General features: G+C 41.5%; 18 protein-coding genes and 3 tRNA genes. 14 read left to right on the top strand and 7 right to left on the bottom strand.

What is annotated here, in order from left to right; translation table 11 throughout:
• Nucleotides 1-204: 204 nt before the first annotated feature.
• The 7 genes from nudF to parC all read left to right on the top strand — a co-directional run bounded on the left by nudF (nucleotide 205) and on the right by parC (nucleotide 8,282).
• Entirely contained in the window at nucleotides 205-831 is a 627-nt protein-coding gene (gene nudF / locus GUY17_RS17720) for an ADP-ribose diphosphatase (protein ID WP_101085219.1), read from the top strand.
• Between the two features lie 39 nt (nucleotides 832-870).
• Entirely contained in the window at nucleotides 871-1,308 is a 438-nt protein-coding gene (locus tag GUY17_RS17715) for a DUF1249 domain-containing protein (protein ID WP_162023877.1), read from the top strand.
• A gap of 35 nt (nucleotides 1,309-1,343) precedes the next feature.
• Nucleotides 1,344-2,183 carry a 3',5'-cyclic-AMP phosphodiesterase gene (gene cpdA, locus GUY17_RS17710; RefSeq protein ID WP_101085221.1) on the top strand — a complete coding sequence of 280 codons (840 nt, stop codon included), beginning with the start codon at nucleotides 1,344-1,346 and terminating at the stop codon, nucleotides 2,181-2,183.
• Between the two features lie 64 nt (nucleotides 2,184-2,247).
• Nucleotides 2,248-2,820, top strand: a complete 573-nt coding sequence (locus GUY17_RS17705) for a YqiA/YcfP family alpha/beta fold hydrolase (protein ID WP_162023876.1) — start codon at nucleotides 2,248-2,250, stop codon at nucleotides 2,818-2,820.
• 70 nt (nucleotides 2,821-2,890) lie between these two features.
• Nucleotides 2,891-4,777, top strand: coding sequence for a DNA topoisomerase IV subunit B (parE, locus tag GUY17_RS17700; RefSeq protein ID WP_101085223.1), 1,887 nt, complete (start codon nucleotides 2,891-2,893; stop codon nucleotides 4,775-4,777).
• Nucleotides 4,778-4,885: 108 nt separating this feature from the next.
• Entirely contained in the window at nucleotides 4,886-5,986 is a 1,101-nt protein-coding gene (locus GUY17_RS17695) for a sorbosone dehydrogenase family protein (protein WP_254439942.1), read from the top strand.
• Nucleotides 5,979-8,282, top strand: coding sequence for a DNA topoisomerase IV subunit A (gene parC / locus GUY17_RS17690; protein ID WP_162023874.1), 2,304 nt, complete (start codon nucleotides 5,979-5,981; stop codon nucleotides 8,280-8,282). The genes GUY17_RS17695 and parC overlap by 8 nt, the downstream gene beginning before the upstream one ends.
• A gap of 93 nt (nucleotides 8,283-8,375) precedes the next feature.
• Here the strand turns inward: parC and GUY17_RS17685 are convergent, their stop codons facing one another.
• The 7 genes from GUY17_RS17685 to rsgA form a co-directional block, all read right to left on the bottom strand.
• Nucleotides 8,376-8,567, bottom strand: coding sequence for a bacterioferritin-associated ferredoxin (locus GUY17_RS17685; protein ID WP_011638763.1), 192 nt, complete (start codon nucleotides 8,565-8,567; stop codon nucleotides 8,376-8,378).
• Between the two features lie 355 nt (nucleotides 8,568-8,922).
• On the bottom strand, nucleotides 8,923-9,876 hold the full coding sequence (locus GUY17_RS17680; RefSeq protein WP_162023873.1) for a D-2-hydroxyacid dehydrogenase: 954 nt from the start codon (nucleotides 9,874-9,876) through the stop codon (nucleotides 8,923-8,925).
• A 33-nt stretch (nucleotides 9,877-9,909) separates the two neighbouring features.
• Entirely contained in the window at nucleotides 9,910-10,644 is a 735-nt protein-coding gene (locus GUY17_RS17675; protein WP_162023872.1) for a glycerophosphodiester phosphodiesterase, read from the bottom strand.
• Between the two features lie 24 nt (nucleotides 10,645-10,668).
• Nucleotides 10,669-13,875, bottom strand: coding sequence for a mechanosensitive ion channel domain-containing protein (locus tag GUY17_RS17670; protein ID WP_162024399.1), 3,207 nt, complete (start codon nucleotides 13,873-13,875; stop codon nucleotides 10,669-10,671).
• 48 nt (nucleotides 13,876-13,923) lie between these two features.
• Nucleotides 13,924-14,796, bottom strand: a complete 873-nt coding sequence (locus GUY17_RS17665) for a DMT family transporter (RefSeq protein WP_101085229.1) — start codon at nucleotides 14,794-14,796, stop codon at nucleotides 13,924-13,926.
• Nucleotides 14,797-14,801: 5 nt separating this feature from the next.
• Nucleotides 14,802-15,668: an archaetidylserine decarboxylase gene (gene asd / locus GUY17_RS17660; RefSeq protein ID WP_101085230.1), complete on the bottom strand. Its 867-nt coding sequence runs from the start codon at nucleotides 15,666-15,668 to the stop codon at nucleotides 14,802-14,804.
• Between the two features lie 55 nt (nucleotides 15,669-15,723).
• Nucleotides 15,724-16,785: a small ribosomal subunit biogenesis GTPase RsgA gene (rsgA, locus tag GUY17_RS17655; RefSeq protein WP_101085231.1), complete on the bottom strand. Its 1,062-nt coding sequence runs from the start codon at nucleotides 16,783-16,785 to the stop codon at nucleotides 15,724-15,726.
• A 112-nt stretch (nucleotides 16,786-16,897) separates the two neighbouring features.
• Between rsgA and orn the strand changes: the two genes are divergently transcribed.
• The 7 genes from orn to GUY17_RS17620 all read left to right on the top strand — a co-directional run bounded on the left by orn (nucleotide 16,898) and on the right by GUY17_RS17620 (nucleotide 21,379).
• On the top strand, nucleotides 16,898-17,443 hold the full coding sequence (gene orn, locus GUY17_RS17650) for an oligoribonuclease (protein ID WP_011638756.1): 546 nt from the start codon (nucleotides 16,898-16,900) through the stop codon (nucleotides 17,441-17,443).
• A 268-nt stretch (nucleotides 17,444-17,711) separates the two neighbouring features.
• Nucleotides 17,712-17,787 (top strand) — tRNA-Gly (locus tag GUY17_RS17645).
• A 36-nt stretch (nucleotides 17,788-17,823) separates the two neighbouring features.
• Nucleotides 17,824-17,899 (top strand) — tRNA-Gly (locus tag GUY17_RS17640).
• 93 nt (nucleotides 17,900-17,992) lie between these two features.
• Nucleotides 17,993-18,068: transfer RNA gene (locus tag GUY17_RS17635), tRNA-Gly, on the top strand.
• Between the two features lie 878 nt (nucleotides 18,069-18,946).
• Nucleotides 18,947-19,402 (top strand): hypothetical protein, encoded by a 456-nt coding sequence (locus GUY17_RS17630; protein ID WP_101085232.1) that lies wholly within the window; start codon nucleotides 18,947-18,949, stop codon nucleotides 19,400-19,402.
• Between the two features lie 172 nt (nucleotides 19,403-19,574).
• The gene (tsaE, locus tag GUY17_RS17625) at nucleotides 19,575-20,033 is read left to right on the top strand and encodes a tRNA (adenosine(37)-N6)-threonylcarbamoyltransferase complex ATPase subunit type 1 TsaE (RefSeq protein WP_101085233.1); all 459 of its coding nucleotides are present in this window, start codon (nucleotides 19,575-19,577) and stop codon (nucleotides 20,031-20,033) included.
• 41 nt (nucleotides 20,034-20,074) lie between these two features.
• A complete protein-coding gene (locus GUY17_RS17620; RefSeq protein WP_242445088.1) occupies nucleotides 20,075-21,379 on the top strand; it encodes an N-acetylmuramoyl-L-alanine amidase in 1,305 nt (434 codons plus the stop codon).
• Nucleotide 21,380: the final 1 nt, after the last annotated feature.

The raw sequence follows: 21,380 nt of genomic DNA, 5'->3' as shown, positions 1-21,380 counted from the left end.
TTATGTCATGTCGATTACTACATATTGTGCACTACTTAATAGTAGTGATTTTTTCATTTTCAAGTCAAATTTGAAGTGTAACAGATTTTATTTTAATTAGACCCGTTTTTGCTTTTTTCAAGCTCAAATGCTTAGTTCTTAATTATGTTAATTTAAACTGTTAAAATGACCCGTTAGTTTATGTTTTGATAGACAAGGATAAATATGTCTGAGCAATCGGTGTTAACAACCTTTGACGCAGAGTCAGGTTTTAGTTTGATATCTAAAAAAGTGTTGTATAAAGGTTTCTTCCAGTTGGACGAATACACCTTTAAGCATAAGTTATTTAAAGGTGGCTGGAGTGGTGAGATTACCCGTGAGGTTTTTGAGCGCGGTAATGCGGTGGTTGTACTGCCTTATGACCCCGTTCGTGATGAAATTGTATTAATCGAACAAATTAGGGTACCTGCATTAGCAACTACTAAATCAATCTGGCTTCTTGAGTTAGTGGCAGGTATGATTGAGCCCGGCGAATTTCCAGAACAAGTTGCAGAGCGAGAATTGGCCGAAGAAGCTGGATTAAGTCTATTAGGTTTAACACGCATAAACAGTTACTTAGTCAGTCCTGGTGGCACTTCTGAGCGTTTTCATTTGTTTTGGGGGCAGGTTGATACGACCAAAGCTGGCGGAATACACGGACTTGAACATGAAAATGAAGATATTCGTGTGCATGTTGTTAGCCGTGAACAAGCCTATGAATGGATTAATAATGGTCGCATTGACAATGCATCGACGGTATTAGGCATCCAATGGTTGATGCTAAACTACCAACAGATTCGTGACGCACTTTAGTTTATTGAACATGGTGATAAGCAAGATAGGAATGATTGAGTGGCAGAGTTTAACCAGCGAAACAAGCAAAAATATCAACCCAATATCAGCGCGTTTTTAGCGGTATGTGGTCGAAATTATGCACATATTTTAAAATGGTTACCCGATCAAATTACGGTCAATGTGCCTTGGCAGGTTGAAGGTGAGTTTGGCCAGTTGTCGATCAATCTTCTTGAGAATACTAAATATACTCAGTTAATCGAAATATCGCGCCCTATACCAAATGGACATTTTTTTAAATCTCCAAACGCAATTGTTCGTGTCTATCATGATGCTCAATTAGCAGAAGTGTTAACTAGCCAACAGATTTATCGCTTAAAGCCAGTGTATGATTACCCGAATATACATATGCATCATAGCGATGAAAAATTTCAGGTGAATGCATTCCTTGAGGAGCTGTTGAAGATTGGGTCTCTGAGAGTGACTTGCCAATCGTAGCTTTTTTCTTCTTTTTACCATGTTAGGAATATTTTGTGCTTAAAGACGCAGTGCATTATTCTGTTGCTGAAAATGAGCCTGTGCGATTAGTACAAGTGACGGATCCGCATCTTTTTGCTGATCCCGAAGGTCAATTGCTTGGTGTTAATACGGCACAAAGTCTTCAAGCCGTGTTGAATACGTTTATTGCAACCCAATATCCCGCCAATATTTTATTGGCTACGGGAGATATTAGCCAAGATTATTCACCTGAGTCTTATCAGCACTTTGTGCAGAAGATTGAGATGTTAGATCTGCCTTGTCATTACTTACCCGGAAACCACGATGATCCTCGCTTAATGAGTCTGCGTATGCAGGGTGAAAAAGTGTTTGGTCAACAACGGATAATTATTGGTAACTGGCTAATATTAATGCTTGATTCAACTGTTCGTGGTAAGCCTGGTGGCTATATGGGCGAACAGCAGTTTGCATTGATCGAGGCTTCAATTAAGGCGACACCAGATAAACATGTGTTATTAGTGATGCACCATAATCCTATTTTAATGCAGTGCGCTTGGTTAGATCAGCATTGCATGATGAATGGCGAAGACTTTTTGCAACGAACAAGTCGCTACCCGCAAGTGAAAGGCGTTCTTTGGGGGCACGTACACCAACAAGTCGATAATATTCATCGTGGACCGCATGGTCCTATTCCACTAATGGCGACACCATCGACGTGTATTCAGTTTAAACCATTATCCTCCTATTTCGCCTTAGATCATCGTCAACCGGGTTATCGTTTGCTGGAGTTGGCAGGCGATGGTAGCATTCGTACTAATGTGTATCGCGTGCCTGGAAATCGATTTGCACCCGATAATGAGGCCAGCGGATACTAGTTTAGTGCGTCATCTTATGTTACTAAGGGACGTTAAGTATTGATTAACCGTCTCGCGAGGGAATATGCTGCTTTATATACATGGTTTTAATAGTTCTCCTCAGTCGGATAAGGCCGTTCAAACCGCACACTATATTCAGCAACATTATCCACAAGTCGACTTTCACCAACCACAATTACCTTCATCACCCTCTGCTGCTATGGCTTTATTGTGCAACATCGCTGAGCAAGCGAAACGGCAAGGGCAGATATTGCGCTTTATTGGCTCGTCGTTAGGTGGCTATTTTGCCAGTTATTTAACCGAAACGTATGGTGGCAGAGCTGTTTTGATTAATCCGGCGGTAAAACCGTTCGAATTATTTGAAGAGTTTATCGGGCCTCAATATAATCCTTATACCAATGAGCATTATCAAGTGTTGCCGCAGCATCAAGATGATGTCGCCCTGTATAATACTCACGTGATCCGGCACCCGGATCGTTTTCTGGTGCTGTTGCAAACTGGTGACGAAGTGTTAGATTATCGACAAGCATTACATAAGTACCATAGCTGTGAATTACATTTAGAGCCTAATGGCGATCACAGTTTTGTCGGCTATGAACAACAATTAGACAAAATATGTAAATTTATTCAGTTGTAACTTTCTACCGTTACAAACAACGATCAATTTGAGCTAACTTTGGCTCTATTTAACTCCAAATGTGTGGATTATGAGCAACCAATATACTTCTGACGCTATTGAGGTCCTTAATGGACTTGACCCGGTAAAACGCCGTCCAGGTATGTATACCGACACCTCTAGACCAAATCATCTTGGGCAAGAAGTCATTGATAACAGTGTTGATGAAGCTCTGGCAGGACACGCGACTAAAATTGAAGTTGTACTCCATACTGATAATTCCCTTGAAGTGACCGATGATGGCCGCGGTATGCCGGTGGATATTCACGCTGAAGAAGGCATTCCTGGGGTTGAACTGATCCTAACTAAATTGCACGCTGGCGGTAAGTTTTCCAATAAAAACTACCAATTCTCGGGCGGTTTACACGGGGTTGGTATTTCTGTTGTTAACGCCTTATCCACCCGAGTTGAAATCAGCGTTCGCCGTGATGCACAAATATACGAAATGGCCTTTGAGAATGGTTTTAAGGTCGAAGAGTTGGTGGTGACGGGTACTTGTGGACGTCGCAATACCGGGACCCGAGTGCATTTTTGGCCCGATGTAAGTTATTTTGATTCACCTAATTTCTCGGTCAGTAAATTAATTTATATTCTGCGAGCTAAAGCGGTATTGTGCCCTGGTTTGCGGATTAAATTCACCAATAAACAAAATGGTGATGTGCATGAATGGTTTTATGAAAGTGGCTTAACTGATTACCTCAAAGAAGCGATAAAAGACTCGGTTTTATTACCTGAAGAGCCTTTTGTTGGCAGCTTTAAAGGCAAATTAGAAGCTGCTGAGTGGGCTATTACATGGTTACCAGAAGGTGGCGAAAGTTTAAGTGAAAGCTACGTTAACTTAATTCCGACACCATTAGGTGGTACTCATGTGAATGGGTTTAGACAAGGTTTGCTTGAGTCTATGCGTGAGTTTTGTGAATTTCGCAATCTTGTTCCTCGGGGAATTAAGTTGTCGCCCGAAGACATTTGGGACCGTGCGGCGTTTATTTTATCGATAAAAATGCAAGACCCACAATTTGCTGGGCAAACCAAAGAAAAATTATCGAGCCGTCAAAGCTCTGCATTTGTTTCTGGTATTGCTCGTGATGCCTTTTCGTTGTGGTTAAATTCTAATACTGAGTTAGCAGAGCAGTTGGCAGAATTGTGTATTGGCAATGCATTGCGGCGCTTAAAGGCAGCCAAAAAAGTCGCGCGTAAAAAAGTCACTTCTGGACCTGCGTTACCGGGCAAGTTAACCGATTGTAGCGGCCAAGACCCAATGCGAGGAGAGTTGTTTTTAGTAGAGGGTGATTCTGCTGGTGGTAGCGCCAAACAAGCACGAGACCGCGAGTTTCAAGCGATTATGCCGCTAAGAGGTAAGATTTTAAATACCTGGGAAGTTGATTCCGGACAAGTGTTAGCGTCGCAAGAGGTACATAATATTTCGATTGCGATTGGTTGCGATCCTGACAGTGATGATATTTCAGAATTACGTTATGGTAAAATTTGTATCTTAGCCGATGCTGATTCTGATGGGCTGCATATTGCGACATTGTTGTGTGCGTTGTTTTTAAAGCATTATCGTGTATTAGTTAACAATGGTCATGTGTATATTGCAATGCCACCGTTATTTCGTATTGATATCGGTAAAGAGGTTTTTTACGCTTTGGATGAAGCGGAAAAAACCGGTATTTTAGACCGTATAGCGGCAGAAAATAAAAAAGGTAAAGTGCAAGTGACTCGTTTTAAAGGTCTGGGTGAAATGAACCCGTTGCAGCTACGTGAAACCACTATGGATCCCAATACTAGACGCTTAGTGCAATTAACCATTGATGATGCCGATGAGACCGTGGCATTAATGGATATGTTACTTGCCAAAAAGCGTGCACCGGATCGTAAAAGTTGGTTAGAAACCAAAGGTGACCTAGCGTTACTTTAGCCGTGTTTCTTAGTGCCAATAATAATGTATAACATAAGGCAAAAGATAATTAGCATGCAATATATTAGATTACGATCTTACGTAAATTTGGGCGGTAAATTCGCCTTCATGGGGGTTATGTTTTTAGCCCTGACGCCTATTTTAGCCTCTGCTGCGCAATCGGTGATGATTACCGTTACCAAAGGTTTTGGATTAAGTTTATATGCTTCCGATTTAGGTGATATTAAGCAATTAACTGTAGGCGATGAGGGTACTCTTTTTGTAGGCTCTCAAAAAAGTGGCACTGTTTATGCGCTAGTTGATAGCGATCAAAATGGCCAAGTTGATAAACGTTATCTTATTGCCAGAGGCCTCGATTATCCTGAAGCGTTAGCCTTTCATGATGGTTCATTATACGTCACTGAAGACGATCGCATTATCCGTTTTGAAGAGATTGAGTCTCGCTTGCGTCGCCCTAGCCGTGCGCGTGAAGTGTATTCAAATTTACCAAGCTTAGACAAAAAGTATTCGCGTTCGATGCATTTTGGACCCGACGGACGTTTATACATTGCCATCGGATCGCCTTGTAATGTGTGCGAGGCTGCTTCGCCATTTGGCAGTATATTAGCGATTAATGTCGATACCGGTGCCAGTGAGCAAGTAGCTTCTGGGCTTCGCAGTGTTATTGGCTTTGATTGGTCACCCGATACTAACAAGTTGTGGTTTGCTGATTTAGGCCGAGATTGGATGGGCGATAATATTCCCGCTGATGAGATAAACCGTTTAGACGTTAAAGGCAGCCATTTTGGCTTTCCTTATTTGCACGGTAAAAATGTTATTGAACCCGCCTATGATAAACCGGAAAATTTAAACATCACCCTGCCCGAATTTGAATTACCAGCCCATGTTGCTGCAACGGGATTAAGCTTTTACCGAGGCGAGCAATTTCCTGAACGTTATCGCAAACAGATTTTTGTGGCTGAAAACGGTTCGTGGAACCGTTCAAGTAAAGTCGGTTATCAAATTGTGATGCTTGAAATGGAAGATAACAAAATTATGAAACGTGAAACCGTGGTGAGTTTTCTGGATGGAGAATTTCCGGTAGCACGTCCATTTGATGTGATTAATGCGCCTGATGGTGCAATGTACATTTCAGATGATCTAAAAGGTAATATTTACCGCTTGTTTTATAATGCACCCGAACAATCACAGGAAACGAATAATGAGTGATGCGATTGAATTAAGCCTTGATGGTGTAGAGCAAATGCCGCTGAGGCGCTTTACCGAAGGGGCTTATTTAAATTATTCCATGTACGTGATTATGGATCGCGCCCTACCGCACATTGGTGATGGTCTAAAACCTGTCCAACGCCGCATTATCTATGCAATGAGCGAATTAGGCTTATCAGCGCAATCTAAACACAAAAAATCAGCCCGTACTGTCGGCGACGTGTTAGGTAAATATCACCCGCACGGTGATAGTGCGTGTTACGAAGCTATGGTGTTAATGGCGCAACCATTTTCCTATCGATATCCGCTGGTTGACGGCCAAGGTAACTGGGGTGCGCCAGATGACCCTAAGTCATTTGCTGCAATGCGTTATACCGAAGCTAGATTATCAAAGTTTTCTGAAGTGTTATTGTCGGAATTAGGGCAGGGTACCGTAGATTGGAGCCCTAACTTTGATGGCACCATGAAAGAGCCTGTAACCTTACCAGCACGATTACCGCATATATTATTGAATGGTATTACCGGTATCGCAGTGGGCATGGCAACGGATATTCCGCCGCATAATGTGCGTGAATTAGTAGGCGCCTGTATAGAGCTAATCGATAATCCTAAAGCTGATTTAGCCCGCCTAATGGAGTTTGTTCCTGGTCCTGATTATCCAACAGAAGCCGAAATTATTACTCCTAGAGCTGATATTGAGCGGATTTATGAAACTGGTAAAGGCTCAATCAGAGCGCGTGCAGTTTACAGTGAAGAGCAGGGCGAGATTGTCATTACGTCATTACCGCATCAAGCCAGTAGCGGTAAAATTTTAGAACAAATCGCCAATCAAATGCAGGCCAAAAAGCTGCCGATGGTGTCTGATTTACGTGATGAATCTGATCATGAAAACCCAGTGCGATTAGTGATTGTACCTCGTTCAAATCGCATTGATTGTGATCAGCTAATGACCCATTTATTTGCGACTACAGACCTTGAGAAAAGCTTTCGAGTTAACCTAAATGTGTTGGGACTGGACGGTCGTCCGAAAGTAAAAGGTCTGAAACAACTGTTAACTGAGTGGTTGGAGTTCCGCCTTACAACGGTCACTCGCCGCTTGCAATATCGACTTGATAAAGTATTAGCCCGGTTACATATTTTAGAAGCGTTAATGATTGCGTTTTTAAACATTGATGAAGTGATCGAAATTATTCGTTATAACGACGAACCTAAAGCTGAGTTGATGGCACGCTTTAACTTGTCGGATAAACAAGCTGAATCAATTTTAGAGTTAAAATTACGTCATTTAGCCAAGCTTGAAGAATTTAAAATTAAAGGTGAGCAAGATGAGCTTGCGGCAGAACGTGACAAATTAGAGTTATTGTTAAGTTCAGAACGTCGCATGAAAACCTTAGTGAAAAAAGAATTAATCCAAGATGGTGAGACTTATGGTGATAATCGTCGCTCGCCAATTATTGAGCGTTTAGATGCCAAAGCGCTGACTGAGCAAGAGTTAACGCCAACTGAGTCTGTCACAGTTGTATTGTCTGATAAAGGCTGGGTACGTTGTGCTAAAGGCCATGATGTCGATGTAGAAGGCTTATCGTATAAGTCTGGTGACAGTTATCTTTGTAGCGTGATGGGCAAGAGTAACCAAGCTGCGGTGTTTATAGATTCGACTGGACGTGCATTTGCCACAGACAGTCATACGTTGCCTTCGGCGCGCAGCCAAGGCGAGCCAATTACCACACGCTTTAATATGGCTCCTGGCGCGACAATGCAACATGTACTCATGGGCGAAGATGAACAGTTCTTCTTGTTGGCAACCGATGCTGGTTATGGCTTTATTTGTGCTTACCCAGATTTGGTTAGCCGCAATAAAGCCGGTAAGGCACTACTCAGTCTGCCAACCAATGCGCTTGCTATGCAGCCAAAGTTAATCAATAAAACGGCAGATCAGTCGTTGTTAGCGATTACCTCTGAAGGCCGAATGTTGATGTTTAGTTTAGATGCCTTGCCACAGTTATCAAAAGGTAAAGGCAACAAGATTATCGGTATTCCAACCGATCGCGCTAAAAATCGTGAAGAGTTACTTTTGCACTTAAATGTTGTGCCACATAATACCGCAGTAACCTTGTGGGCTGGTAAGCGCAAGCTAACCTTGAAACCAAGCGATTTAGAGCACTATCGTGGTGAGCGTGGTCGTCGTGGTGCTAAGTTACCAAGAGGATTACAACGCGTAGACAGTGTTGATGTCGAAATGGGACCATTGGCAGAAGACGGCTTGCAAGACGATAATCTGGATATAAACGAGTAAGAATGCTGGATTGTAGAATAAAAAAATGCTGCTCATATGTCATATGAGCAGCATTTTTTTATGGAAGCAGAGTCGACTTATATATTAATGCGACTAGGCAACTTCATAGAAATTAGGTTCGTACTCAAGCTGTGTTTGAATGATTTGACTAGCCATGCGGGCACATTTGCCGCATTGGTCTGCAACGCCAAGACGTTTCTTTACATCAGCTAACGAACTGTCACCTAAGCTAACAGCTGCTTTGATTTGAGTGTCGGTAATGGCATGACAAAGACAAACGAACATAGGGAAAGCCTCTTCATTCAAAAAAATAGGTCTGGGCTAGAAAGTAATCTAATTCTAAATGAAAACGGTTATCATTGGCAATAACTATTTTACTTATGTAGCGATCATTTTTAATACAGTTTGATCTGGCTCACCTTTTTCCGATAAACCAGCACCGCGATATTAGTCCCGGCATAAACCGGTTGTTAATTAACGTATTGATATAAATGAATTTAGTGAGGTGAGTGAAAAGGACTGTGAAAGTGGTTAATGTTAGATGCTAGCTGGATTAGATTAAGTACATGTTTGATGTTATACACCAAAGTGATCAAAACCTCCGCTGGCCTTCCCTGTTAATACTAAGTTGATTGCAGCTTTAGTAACCTTGATTAACGTCGACCACATACTGTAATGGTTTGGATTGTTGCCATAGTTGATAGTTGTGGCTGAAAATTTTTGTTACTTGCTCAGGGAAGCTTGGTGCAGCGATATGCGGTGTGATGGTGACGTTATGGTAATGCCATAGTGGATCATCAGCAGGTAAGGGCTCTTGTTCGAATACATCTAATATGGCTTGACGTTGTGGTTGTAAGGTTAATTCAGCTTGTAACGCATCTAATTCAATGGCGTTACCTCGGCCAATATTAAATAACATGGCATCTGCTTTTAATAACGACAGATTAGCCGCATTTAATATGTGCTTGGTTTGAGGTGTATTGGGCAATACGCTAACAATCACATCTGCTAGAGGCAAATAGTCGGCTAATTTATCAATGGTGTCGATGTTATCAAAGCCACTAACAGGAGCACCTTTTCGATTAAGCCCGCTGACAGTCATACCAAAATGATGGGCTGTTTTTGCAAGGTGCTGTGCGATAGAGCCAGTGCCTAATATTAATAGTTTGACTCCTTGTAAAGTACCATAACTACCCGGTAACCAACGCTGCTGTTGTTGCTGTTGAGTGTACGCATTATGCTGGCGATAATGGCTTAGCAGGTAACCAAAAACATATTCACTCATAAGCGGGCCAAATACACCGCGAATGTTGGTGAGTAAATAATCATGTGGTAACGATGGATGCATTAATGCATCGACACCGGCAAAGGTAGATTGTAACCATTTTGGTGCTGTTGCATGCGGCAATAATGAAGCCGCTAGATGAGGTTCTGCTAACCAAATATCGGCATCGTTAATATTGCCGCCGGTGTAATGGCCAGAATCATCAACCATCAGATCGTCAACAATTTCGAGGTTCGGCAGGCAACGTTTTGTTAATAGTTGCCTATATTGATCGTTTTCTCTGGTGAGTAATAACAGTTTATGTGCCACATTAACCTCATTGTCGAACGTTGGATAACTAGATTATTCAAACCAAGCGCTATAATCGGTTGTTATCGGCATCATTGCAGCAGCGATGGCTTTATCTGGGTAATTACTGAATATACCGTCCACGCCCATCGCTTTTAACGCTTGAATATCTTGTGGGTTATCAACCGTATAAACAAACACTTTGCCGCCTCGCTGGTGGGCATCATCAACAATGGCTTGATTAATAAAACCAACATCAAGGTTGATTGAATAGGCATTAAGTGTGGTCATTATTGTAGCTAGATCGAGCGGAATGCCTGCTAATAATGGTGCGATCACCGCGTGCGGAAAAGACTGTTTTATCTGCGCCAAATAAGGATGGTTAAAGGATGATATTAACAGTTGTTCTGGGGTGAAACTAAGTTGCTCTAAGGCTTGAGGATATAAGGCAATAAACGGTTGTACGCAGCCAATGCCTTTTAATTCGATGTTAATAGTACACGAGCCTTTGCCGCTAACACTGACTCGTTCGAGTACTTGCCACAATGTGGGGATTGCTTGTCCGCCAACCGTAAATTGAGCCAATGCTGCCTTGGTGGTTAAATGGATTAGCCCTGTTCCGGTTGATTTACCTTCTAAGCGGCGATCATGAAACACCACTAATTCACCTTCAACGCAATGCACATCCAGTTCAATGGCATTAACACCCAAGTCGAGCGCTTTGTCCATCGCGGCTAAGGTGTTTTCAGGAGCATAACCGCTGGCGCCGCGGTGAGCAAAAACGAGCATAGGTGTCCTTAATCAATACTTAGCTTAGCCCTTGTATAATCCTGTGGATTCTTTAGGCGCATGATTAATATGAACTTCCATCTGAGGGTAGGCAAGTTCAACATTATTGTCTTTCAATTTTTTACTAATACGCTTATGTAAATTATGGCGCAGCGGCCAACGATCAGACATGTCTTTAGCATACGAACGTACTTCATAATCTTGTGTGTGTTGACCAAAACCCGCAAACCACACTTCGGGTTCTGGGCTAGTTAATGATAAATCACATTCGCGCACCGCTTGATGCAATAACATTTCTACTTTGGTTGGATCTGAATCACGAGACACCGATACCGTGACGATAACGCGGGTAATTGGATCTGATAAAGACCAGTTGACCAATTGCTCGGTAATAAAGGCTTTGTTAGGCACGATAATTTCTTTACGGTCCCAATCGACAATTGTGGTTGCTCGAATCTGGATTTTACTGACAGTACCAGTGAGATCTCTAATGGTGACGGTATCGCCGATACGGATCGGTTTTTCAAATAGAATGATAATACCAGAAATAAAGTTGGCAAAAATTTCCTGGAGGCCAAAACCTAAGCCCACTGATAATGCGGCAACTAACCACTGTAATTTTGACCATTCCATGCCCAAGGTTGAAAAACCGAACAACGTGCCAAAAAATACCACAAGGTAGCTACTTACCGTGGTAATCGCAAAACCTGTGCCTGGTGATAAATCGAGTCTTTGTAAGAGCATTAATTCAAGTAAACCGGGTAGATTCTTTGCAATAACGACTGAGAACCCGACTAACATGATGCCAAATAAAATCGACTTTAATGTAATGGGCACTTGTTGCTCAATACCATTTACATTGCTATTGGTGGTCCATAAGGTAATGCCATCTAAAAATGAGAATACCGCGGTATGCGTTTGCGCCAAAATGCCTAATAAGCTGGCAAAAAAAGCTAAAATTAGGATCGATCTTACTAAGCCTAACGATTGGCTAGAGATGGTTTCTAAATCAACGACGGGTTCTTCGTAGGTTTCTATCGGCTCATTATTCATTTCGCCTCTTTCACGCTGTGCAAGACGCTCTGCACGTTTAGCTTTGGCACGGTCAAAGGCTATTAAGCGACGCTCGATTAACATCCAACGCTTAATGAGCTGATAGGTGAGTAAGAAACCTAAGCCTAACAGTACCGATATTTGTAGCTGTAATAGCAGCTGGAAAGCCGTGAAGTAGTAACCTATTCCCGCTAAGATAGCGCTAAAAATTGGCGTGACAACTAGAAGTGCCCATACCGCTTTTTGAATCAACTCCATGTTAGTGGCGTTAGGCTTATTTTTACGATATTGGCCAATAAGTAACATGATATCTTTATACAACAGGCATAACACAATACAGAAAACGATAAATGCCCCGCGGCCAAGGCTGTTGCGTACTAATGAAGTATCTAGTGCTTCGGTGAAACCCATTAAGCCAATTAATGGTGCCGATACCATGACAAATGAAGCCATGGTTTGTTGTGCTTGTTTAACAATTTTTTTGGGCCGTCTGAAGTGGCTAATCAAAATGCCTTTATCAACGGTTAATAAGTAAAAGAATTGATAAATGAGATAACAGACACCAATGGCTAAGATGCCCACTCCGACGGCATACACCATGTTTTGCTCTGATCGCGAGAATATAAACCCAGCCATGATCACCGGTAAGGGTTTTATTAGGGCATACACTAAGCTGATGATTAAGGTTTTGATGGTGTATTTAAATTTATCTTGAGTCACATTACCGACAAAGATGGCATAGCGCCCAATCGCTTTATTGAACTTAGGTGTCAGCATGTCTTGTGCCATTAAACAGCACAATAATAAAATTCCCCACCAAGCCCAATAATTACTTTGTTCGGACCACGCTTGTTGTAATGACTGCCACTGACTCGGTTGCAGCAACCAAACGCTACTGTGGCTTAAATCAATTAGCCATAACGCGCCAATGCTAGGGGCGTTAGGTACCCAAAACAAATGCTCATTAAGAGTGTTTTTTAATGTGTTATGCAGTTGATTTAACTGTTCATACCCAATGCGCAATTTTGCAAATTCAGCTAAATATCGATCATAGCTTTGCAGTAGCTGTTCTATCAATACTTGCTGTGATTGCAATAATTTGACTTGGGTTTCATTAAACATTTCGCTGTCATCGAGTTGCTGACTATTTAACGCTTGTTGTTGTTCTAATTGGTAGCGCTCTAGCCGTGTGTCAGCTAATTCAGTTTGCAATTTGTCGAGATTGGGCGGTTTCGGCAATGATTGCAGCATTTGTAAAAAACGATCGCCAAATGCAGAATTAGTTTTAACCCAGGTAATTTGCTCAAGCACGTTTGATAGCTGTGCATTTTGCGATTGATAGCGTTTTTCAATGCGTTGCTGTTTCTCTATCGCAGATTTTATATTGCTAGTAAGTTTTTGTAATTGTTCTGCATAGTGTTGATTCAATTTGCTTAAATCTTGAGACAATGGGTCGGCTAGCTCTTGGGCATCAATTAAGTTGTTGGCTATGGTGTCTGCGGTTTGCTGCTGACGATACTCAATATTATGTTTGTTGATAAGCTCGATAAAGGTTTCTTGTTGGCTTAACGATAAGCGATTGAGCTGTTGTTGTAGTTGGGTGATCTCTAATTGCTTAGGGTTAGCTAAACGTTCCGATTCTAAGGTCGCAATATGCTGCGTTAGCAGTTCTGCTTGAAGTTTGTTACGTTGACCTAACGGAGTTTCAATCGGGACTTGGAGGGTTTTATTATGTTGAGTTAAGGCATTTTGTGCCTGAACGATTAAGTCTGGTAATAATGTCTGACGTTGTGAAATTAGGCGCAACTTATCATTAAGGCTCGACTCAGTCTCTTTTAATTCCGATAAGTGAAAGTAGGCCATTGAAGCTTGCTGATCAAGGTCTATATCCGCATCTAGACTCAATGCTATTTGCGCTTCACGTAGCTGCCCTGTAAGTGATAGTTTGGTTTCGTTGTTAGATTGTTCAATATTGGTATAGGTTTGTTGTTCTATTTGCAGCTTTTCAATGCTGCTTTGCAGTTCTGCAATTTGAGATGTGATATCAAGCGGCTGATTTTCGGCTTGGCTATTGAGCCCCAAACGCTTATCTAGGGTTAGGGGAGTATTGGCGAATACAGAAACCGACAGTGTATTAACTATAAGGAAACACAGGAATAAACACGCTAAACGTAACATAATACTTTGCTCAGGTTGGAGTAAGGCCATGGTAGCAAATTTGCGTGATTATGCTCTACTTTTTTGATGACTTTGTTGGGTTTCAAATAAAGCCGTTGCCACAATAATGGTTCCGCCGATAAGGGTTGGTGTTGTGAGTTGTTCGTCTAAAACCAATAATGCGAGCACTGCACCATAAAACGGTTGTAAACACGACACTAACCCCACTGTTTTAGCGCTTAAAAAACGCAGTGCTGTAGTAAATAACGCATGAGGTAAGGCGGTGAACACTATGCCAAGTAACAGAATCAATCCCCAAGTGGTTTGGCTAATGTGCTGTGCAGCGACATCTTGCCAAGGACTCAATAGAATTAACGTTATCAGTGTTTGATAAAACATAGCATGCGGACCGCTATATTGCGAAAATACACGTTTATGAAGCAAATTTCTGCAGGTAAATAAAGCTGCTGAAATAACGCCAACGATAATGCCTATGGTGGTGTCGTTATTCAGATTTGCCTCAGGGATCAGCATTATTACGCCTGCTAATACCGCGATACCGGATATTACATCGACAAGTTTGAGCTGCGTTTTATTGATTAATGGTTCGATTAATACCGTCATGACGGGATAAGTAAAAAATGCAATCATGCCAATGGCGACAGATGACAACTGCATAGCTGCAAAATAGGTTACCCAATGCAGACACACTAAAGTGCCTAGCGCTAAGGCCGCCCAATAATCTTGTTGGCGTTGTAATCTAAGTGGGCGTTTGGTCGTTTTAATCATTGCAGCGAGTACTATTGCGGCGATGATACAGCGCAAAAAGGTAATGTTAAGTGCGCTAAGGGGAATGAGTTTAGAAAATAAAGCCGTACCACCAAAGAGCAGTACGGCTATATGTAACTCAACTAAGCCAGAGTGTGGTTTAGTTGTTGTCATGTTGGTTACTGCTGTGTGAGTTTAGCGAACGGCTGACCCATACGAGTTGTTGCACCTGGTTCAACACCATCTGCAAATGTTTCAATAGCATCTTGGGCAAATAACATCACCACAGTACTGCCTAGTTTAAAGCGGCCCATTTCAGCGCCTTTTTCTAAGGTGACCGCTTCTGGACCCGTGGTTGGATAGTCCCAGCTAAATACTTGCTTACCGCCTGGCGGTGTTACCGTGCCAGACCATATGGTTTCAATACTGGCAACAATGGTTGCACCAACTAGTACCATTGCTAGTGGACCTACTTCGGTTTCAAATATAGCTACAACACGTTCATTACGGGCAAACAGTCCTGGCACGTTTTGAGCGGTAAGTGGATTAACCGAGAATAAATCACCTGGCACGTAAGTCATTTTTGATAATGTACCTGTAATAGGCATATGCAGGCGATGGTAATCTTTTGGGGCCAAATAAATGGTGGCAAAATCCCCACCATCAAAGCGTGCAGCATCGGCCTTATTGCCACCTAACAATGCTTCAGAGGTATAAGTGTGGCCTTTAGCCTGGAAAATATTGCCCGCTTCAATCGGTCCACATTGGCTTACCGCACCGTCAACAGGGTGCGCCATCATATTACTTTCTGTGCAGATAGGTCTGAGTTCAGGCTTTAATGCACGGGTAAAAAATGCATTAAACGTTTTATAGGCTTCGGGCTCAGGTTGCTGTGCTTCAGACATATCAATTTTGTATTGTTTGATAAACCATTTAATTCCTGCCGTGGTGATAGCGCCTGCTTCCGCAGCAGCAAACTTACCCACTAAACGCGACAGAAAATGTTTTGGTAGCATGTATTGCAAAGCAATTTTAATTGAGTCCAATGTATTTTCCTTTTCTCTAATCTGGTTGAACCATAAAATATTATTCTATTGAGTATTATTCATCAATAGCACGAAAATGTCGTGCATGACGTTGCTCGTCTAAACTGGCAATAATACGTTGGTAATTACTAAAGCGGTCTTGAGTTATCTTTCCATCAGCTAAAGCCTGCTGTAAAGCACAACCTGGGTCGTCGCCATGTTTACAATCGCGGAACTTACACGATCCTAAAAAGTCTCTAAACTCAACAAAACACCAGCCCACTCTGATGGCATCCAAATGCCACAAGGCAAATTCGCGAACACCAGGTGAGTCGATTAAATCACCGCCGCTGACAAAGTGCAGTAATTTGGCTGTGGTTGTAGTGTGCTGTCCTAAACCTGAGTTGCCAGAGACATCTCCGATCAACAATTCAGCATCAGGCATTAATGCATTGATTAAAGAAGACTTGCCAACACCAGACTGACCAGCAAAAACACTGACGCTGTTATTGAGTAATTCTTTAAGGTCTTCAACGCCTTCACCGGTGTGACTACTGACGCGGAAAACCTGATAACCAATATTTTGGTAACGCGTTAATGCCGTTTCGATTTCATCACGATTAGTGTCATCCAATAAATCAATTTTATTGAGAATGATGATCGGTGTGATATCTGTATCTTCTGAAGCCACTAAGTATCGGTCAATAATTTGAGTGGTAAAGCTGGGCAATACCGATGACACAATTAAGATTTGATCGATGTTGGCGGCAATAATTTTTACGCCGTCGTATAAATCTGGTCGAGTTAAAGAAGATTTTCGAGGGTGAACGGCGATAACAATGCCACCGATACTGGAGCCAGATTGGACTTCTGTCGCTAATCGGACCACCACTTTATCACCAGTAACTAAACTGGTTACTGCGCGGCGAATATTACACCGCGATACAGTACCGTCAGCCGTTTCGATGTCGGCATGCTGACCAAAGCGCGAAATAACCACTCCAGCTTGCTCAGGGCCTAAGAGATTATCCTGTAACTCAGCTTGTTGAGTGTCATCGTCACCGCGCTTTAATCGCTTGGTTTGATTCGCTCGCATTCGGCGTAATTGGCCTTGGCTTAGGGGTTTCTTTTTACTCACTGGCTTATCTTCATTAAATAGGTGTTTTTTTGTGTGTCAAAAAAACAGTATGATACACACTCTTTTATAAAAATGCCTGAATTTAGGCGACAGATAACATAAGGCGGCATAAATGGCTGTTGATGCGAATAATCTAATTTGGGTTGATTTGGAAATGACAGGCTTAGAACCAGATGTCGATCGAGTCATTGAAATTGCAACCTTAGTGACCGACCAAGAACTCAATATCATTGCTCAAGGCCCTGTTCTAGCCATTTATCAGACCGATGAAGTACTAGCAGGCATGGATGATTGGAACCAAAAACATCACGGAGAGTCTGGATTAGTTGACCGTGTGCGTGCCAGTAAATGTTCTGAACAAGATGCGATAGCACAAACGATTGATTTTTTAGCTCAGTACGTGCCTAAAGGCGCATCGCCAATGTGCGGTAATAGTATTGGTCAAGATCGTCGCTTCTTGAATAAGTACATGTTGGAACTTGAAGAGTTCTTTCATTATCGCAACATTGATGTCAGCACAGTTAAAGAATTGGTTCGTCGTTGGAGTCCTGAAACAATGAATGGCTTCAGCAAGAAAAATACTCACCAAGCATTAGAAGATATCAAGGAATCTATTGCTGAAATGCAGTTTTATCGCAAAGAAGTATTTAAAATTTAACCAATCGAACAATTTTTTTTAAAAAGGGGGTTGCAGCATAGTAAAATTTACCTATAATGCGGCCTCAACTTTCTACAGAGCGCCAAACTCTGAGTCATAGAAAGTTGTAATGAAATTTGAAAGTATGCGACGTTAGCTCAGTTGACATAGGTTGAAAGACGATACCTTGTTGATTGTTACAATGAAGCAACCAGTACGCGACATTAGCTCAGTTGACATAGGTTGAAAGACGATACCTTGTTGATTGTTACAATGAAGCAAATAGTACGCGACATTAGCTCAGTTGGTAGAGCGATACCTTGCCAAGGTATAGGTCATCAGTTCGAACCTGATATGTCGCTCCAAATTTCTGTATGATTTTAAAAGAAAGTGAAATATGTGCGACATTAGCTCAGTTGGTAGAGCGATACCTTGCCAAGGTATAGGTCATCAGTTCGAACCTGATATGTCGCTCCAATTTTCTACATGATTTTGTAATGCGACATTAGCTCAGTTGGCATAGGTTGAAAGACGATACCTTGTTGATTGTTACAATGAAGCAAACAGTACGCGACATTAGCTCAGTTGGTAGAGCGATACCTTGCCAAGGTATAGGTCATCAGTTCGAACCTGATATGTCGCTCCAAATCACTTGCCTAGTTTAAAATACAATATTAGCTCAGTTGCGCTTTTAGAAAATGCGATACCTTTTTTTTGCCAAGGTATAGGTCATCAGTTCGAACCTCTTTTTGTTAAAAGAAACGTCGCTCCAAATCACTTCCCTAGTTTGAAATTCCTAGTTTAAAATACAACATTAGGTCAGTTGCGCTTTTAGAAAATACGATACCTTTTTGTTTGCCAAGCTAGACGTCATAAAGCGGTCATCAGTTCGAACCACTCTTTATTTATAAAGAAACGTCGCTCCAAATCACTTCCCTAGTTTGAAATCCCTAGTTTAAAATACAACATTAGCTCAGTTGCGCTTTTAGAAAATGCGATACCTTTTTGTTTGCCAAGCTAGACGTCATAAAGCGGTCATCAGTTCGAACCCCTCTTTATTTATAAAGAAACGTCGCTCCAAATCACTTCCTTCTTAATCCTATTTGCTCCAAATCTTCTTTGTTCTAAATCTTACGAATAACTACAGCGACATTAGCTCAGTTGCGCTTTTAGACTATGCGCTACCTTTTGATTGCCAAGCTAGACGTCATAAAGCGATCATCCGTTCGAACCATTATTGAGAAACGTATAGCTCGATCTACATTTTTTAATAGCCATCAATCCGAGTCTAATTCAGTCTGAACCTTATTATTTTAATAAATTTGCATCATTTGTGTTTGAGCAAATCTTTTTGCAATCAACAAATAAGTGATCTAGTACTCACTTCTTCATGGATCTCTAAAGTAAGCGCATATTGGTGAAGTAAAACATGATCTGCTTCAAATCATTTACCGTTGTAATCTTTGATAATCAACTCAAGATAGATTTTCCTAAGAAGTTAGGGCTTTAAACGAGGTGAGTTTTATGCGGATCCAACAACTAAGTGAGCTACTTGATTACGTTGCTAATTGCCATCTCGATATGGAGAAATTATATAAGCGCTTAGATCGTAATGCGGATTCCTCTCGAGTTAAGATGATGTTGACTTATTTTCAACAACACCAAAGACATATTTACGAAACGTTAGAAAGCTATATTGAAGATGCACCATCAAGAATATTAAATACTTGGTATAAAGACATTACTTTTGAAGATTTTAGCAAGCGTTGCAATGAAACGTCACTCCCTGCCAATATGAAAGAAGACGAAGTGCTTGAATTGCATTTAGACCTAGAAAACCGCTTAATCGCGTTACTAGAAAAAACAGCTATTAGTAGCCCAACTGATGAAATTAAAAGTGCATTAATGGACTTAGTCCGTGTTGCACAAACTCAACAAAAACGTTTAGTTCATAGCACCATCCGTATGGATGACATTTAAACGAGGCGTTGAAATTTTAATATAACTTCCTGAAGTGTGATTTTGCCAGCTATTCCCAGTAGCTGGTTTTTTTATTAACAAAAAATAACCACTATAACAGTGGGAGTTCCCCGGTAACTTCTGGTATATTTAGCATTCTTGTATCTCTTTTTTATGGAAGCTGACTTTACACATGACATCGCTGTTTAAAACCCTTGAAAATGAACAAGCTACTGTTGCCCTTGGACAACAAATTGCACAGTGGATAAAGCCGCCACTCACTATTTATCTTACGGGGGATTTAGGGGCGGGTAAAACAACGTTTAGTCGAGGCATTATTCAAAGTTTAGGTCATCAAGGCGCGGTGAAAAGTCCGACATACACCTTGGTCGAGCCCTATGAATTTAATGATATGGATGTATTTCATTTTGACCTATATCGATTAGCTGACCCAGAAGAACTCGAGTATATGGGTATCCGTGATTATTTTACTGACAGAAGTGTGTGTCTAGTTGAATGGCCTAATAATGGTCATGGATTACTCCCTGAGGCTGACATCCATTTGCATTTGCGTTATAAAGAATCTCAAAGACAAATTGAATTACAAGGCTTATCCCCTGCTGGGCAGGCAATTATAAATAAAATAAAATAATAATGACTTTAAAAAATACGTTTTTTACCTCTGTAGTATTCATGCTGTTGTTTTTGCAGTCTAATGTGGTTTGGGCTGCCAACCAACTTGATAGCGTGCGCATTTGGGCTGCCCCAGAATCGACGCGAGTGGTGTTCGATTTAACTCAATCACCTAATTATGACAGCTTTACCTTAACCGGTCCTCATCGTTTAGTGGTCGATATTCAAGATACTGGCGCCAAGATTAATTTAGATAAAATAGCTAATAATAGTAAAATTATCAAAAAGATACGCTTTAGCTCTCCACCTAAAAAAGGTGTATTGCGTCTGGTTATGGATTTAACTAAACCGGTAAAGTCCAGTCTGTTTACATTGCCTCCAACCGCTCCTTATGGCAACCGCCTTGTCGTCGATTTAGAAGATTCTAACGGCGAGTCGCCAACGGTGAATACGGTCAGTCGCTCTGCTAATCAGTCATCTAGAGATATTGTGATCGCCATTGATGCTGGACACGGTGGTGAAGATCCTGGCTCAATTGGCCCCTCTGGGACTTACGAAAAGCGTGTGGTGATGGAAATTGCAACGCGTTTAGCCAGCAAAATTAATCAAACAGCAGGAATGCGTGCTGTGATGACGAGGCGTGGTGATTATTATATTCATCCAAATAAACGCTCTGAGCTGGCGCGTAATATTAAAGCAGATTTATTGATTTCAATTCATGCAGATGCATTTACTTCTCCTCAGCCTCAGGGCGCTTCTGTTTGGGTATTATCTATGCGCCGTGCAAATACTGAAATTGGTCGTTGGCTTGAGCAAAAAGAGAAGCACTCTGAGTTATTAGGGGGTGCTGGAGAAATTATTCAAAACTCTGATAGCGAACAATATTTAGCCATGACCCTTTTAGATATGTCGATGAATAGTTCTATGGCAATAAGTAATTCTATTGCTGGCGATGTATTAAAAGATCTCAACAGTGTTACCAAATTACATAAACATAAACCAGAAGCTGCTAGTTTGGCGGTACTAAAATCGCCGGATATTCCTTCAATTCTGGTGGAAACAGGTTTTATTTCTAATCCACAAGAAGAGCGTTTACTAAGAAACCCAGCGCATCAAGAAAAGATAGCCCGCGCCATCCATTCAGGGGTGCAACGTTATTTTGCTAGTAATGCGCCCAGTGATACTTTGATTGCTAAAACACGCTCTGACAGCTCGCAAACACAAAAGCATAAAGTGCAACGTGGTGAGTCATTGTCTGTTATCGCTCAGCGATACCGCGTTTCTATTTCACGTTTAAAGCAGGCTAATAACTTGAAGTCAGACGTGGTTCGTGTTGGTCAACATCTTGTGATCCCAAGGGCTTAAT

It is taken from the genome of Shewanella sp. Arc9-LZ (assembly GCF_010092445.1).
GTDB lineage: Bacteria > Pseudomonadota > Gammaproteobacteria > Enterobacterales > Shewanellaceae > Shewanella.
The sequence above is the reverse complement of the archived record's forward strand: the minus strand, read 5'-3'. Positions and strand labels throughout refer to the sequence as shown.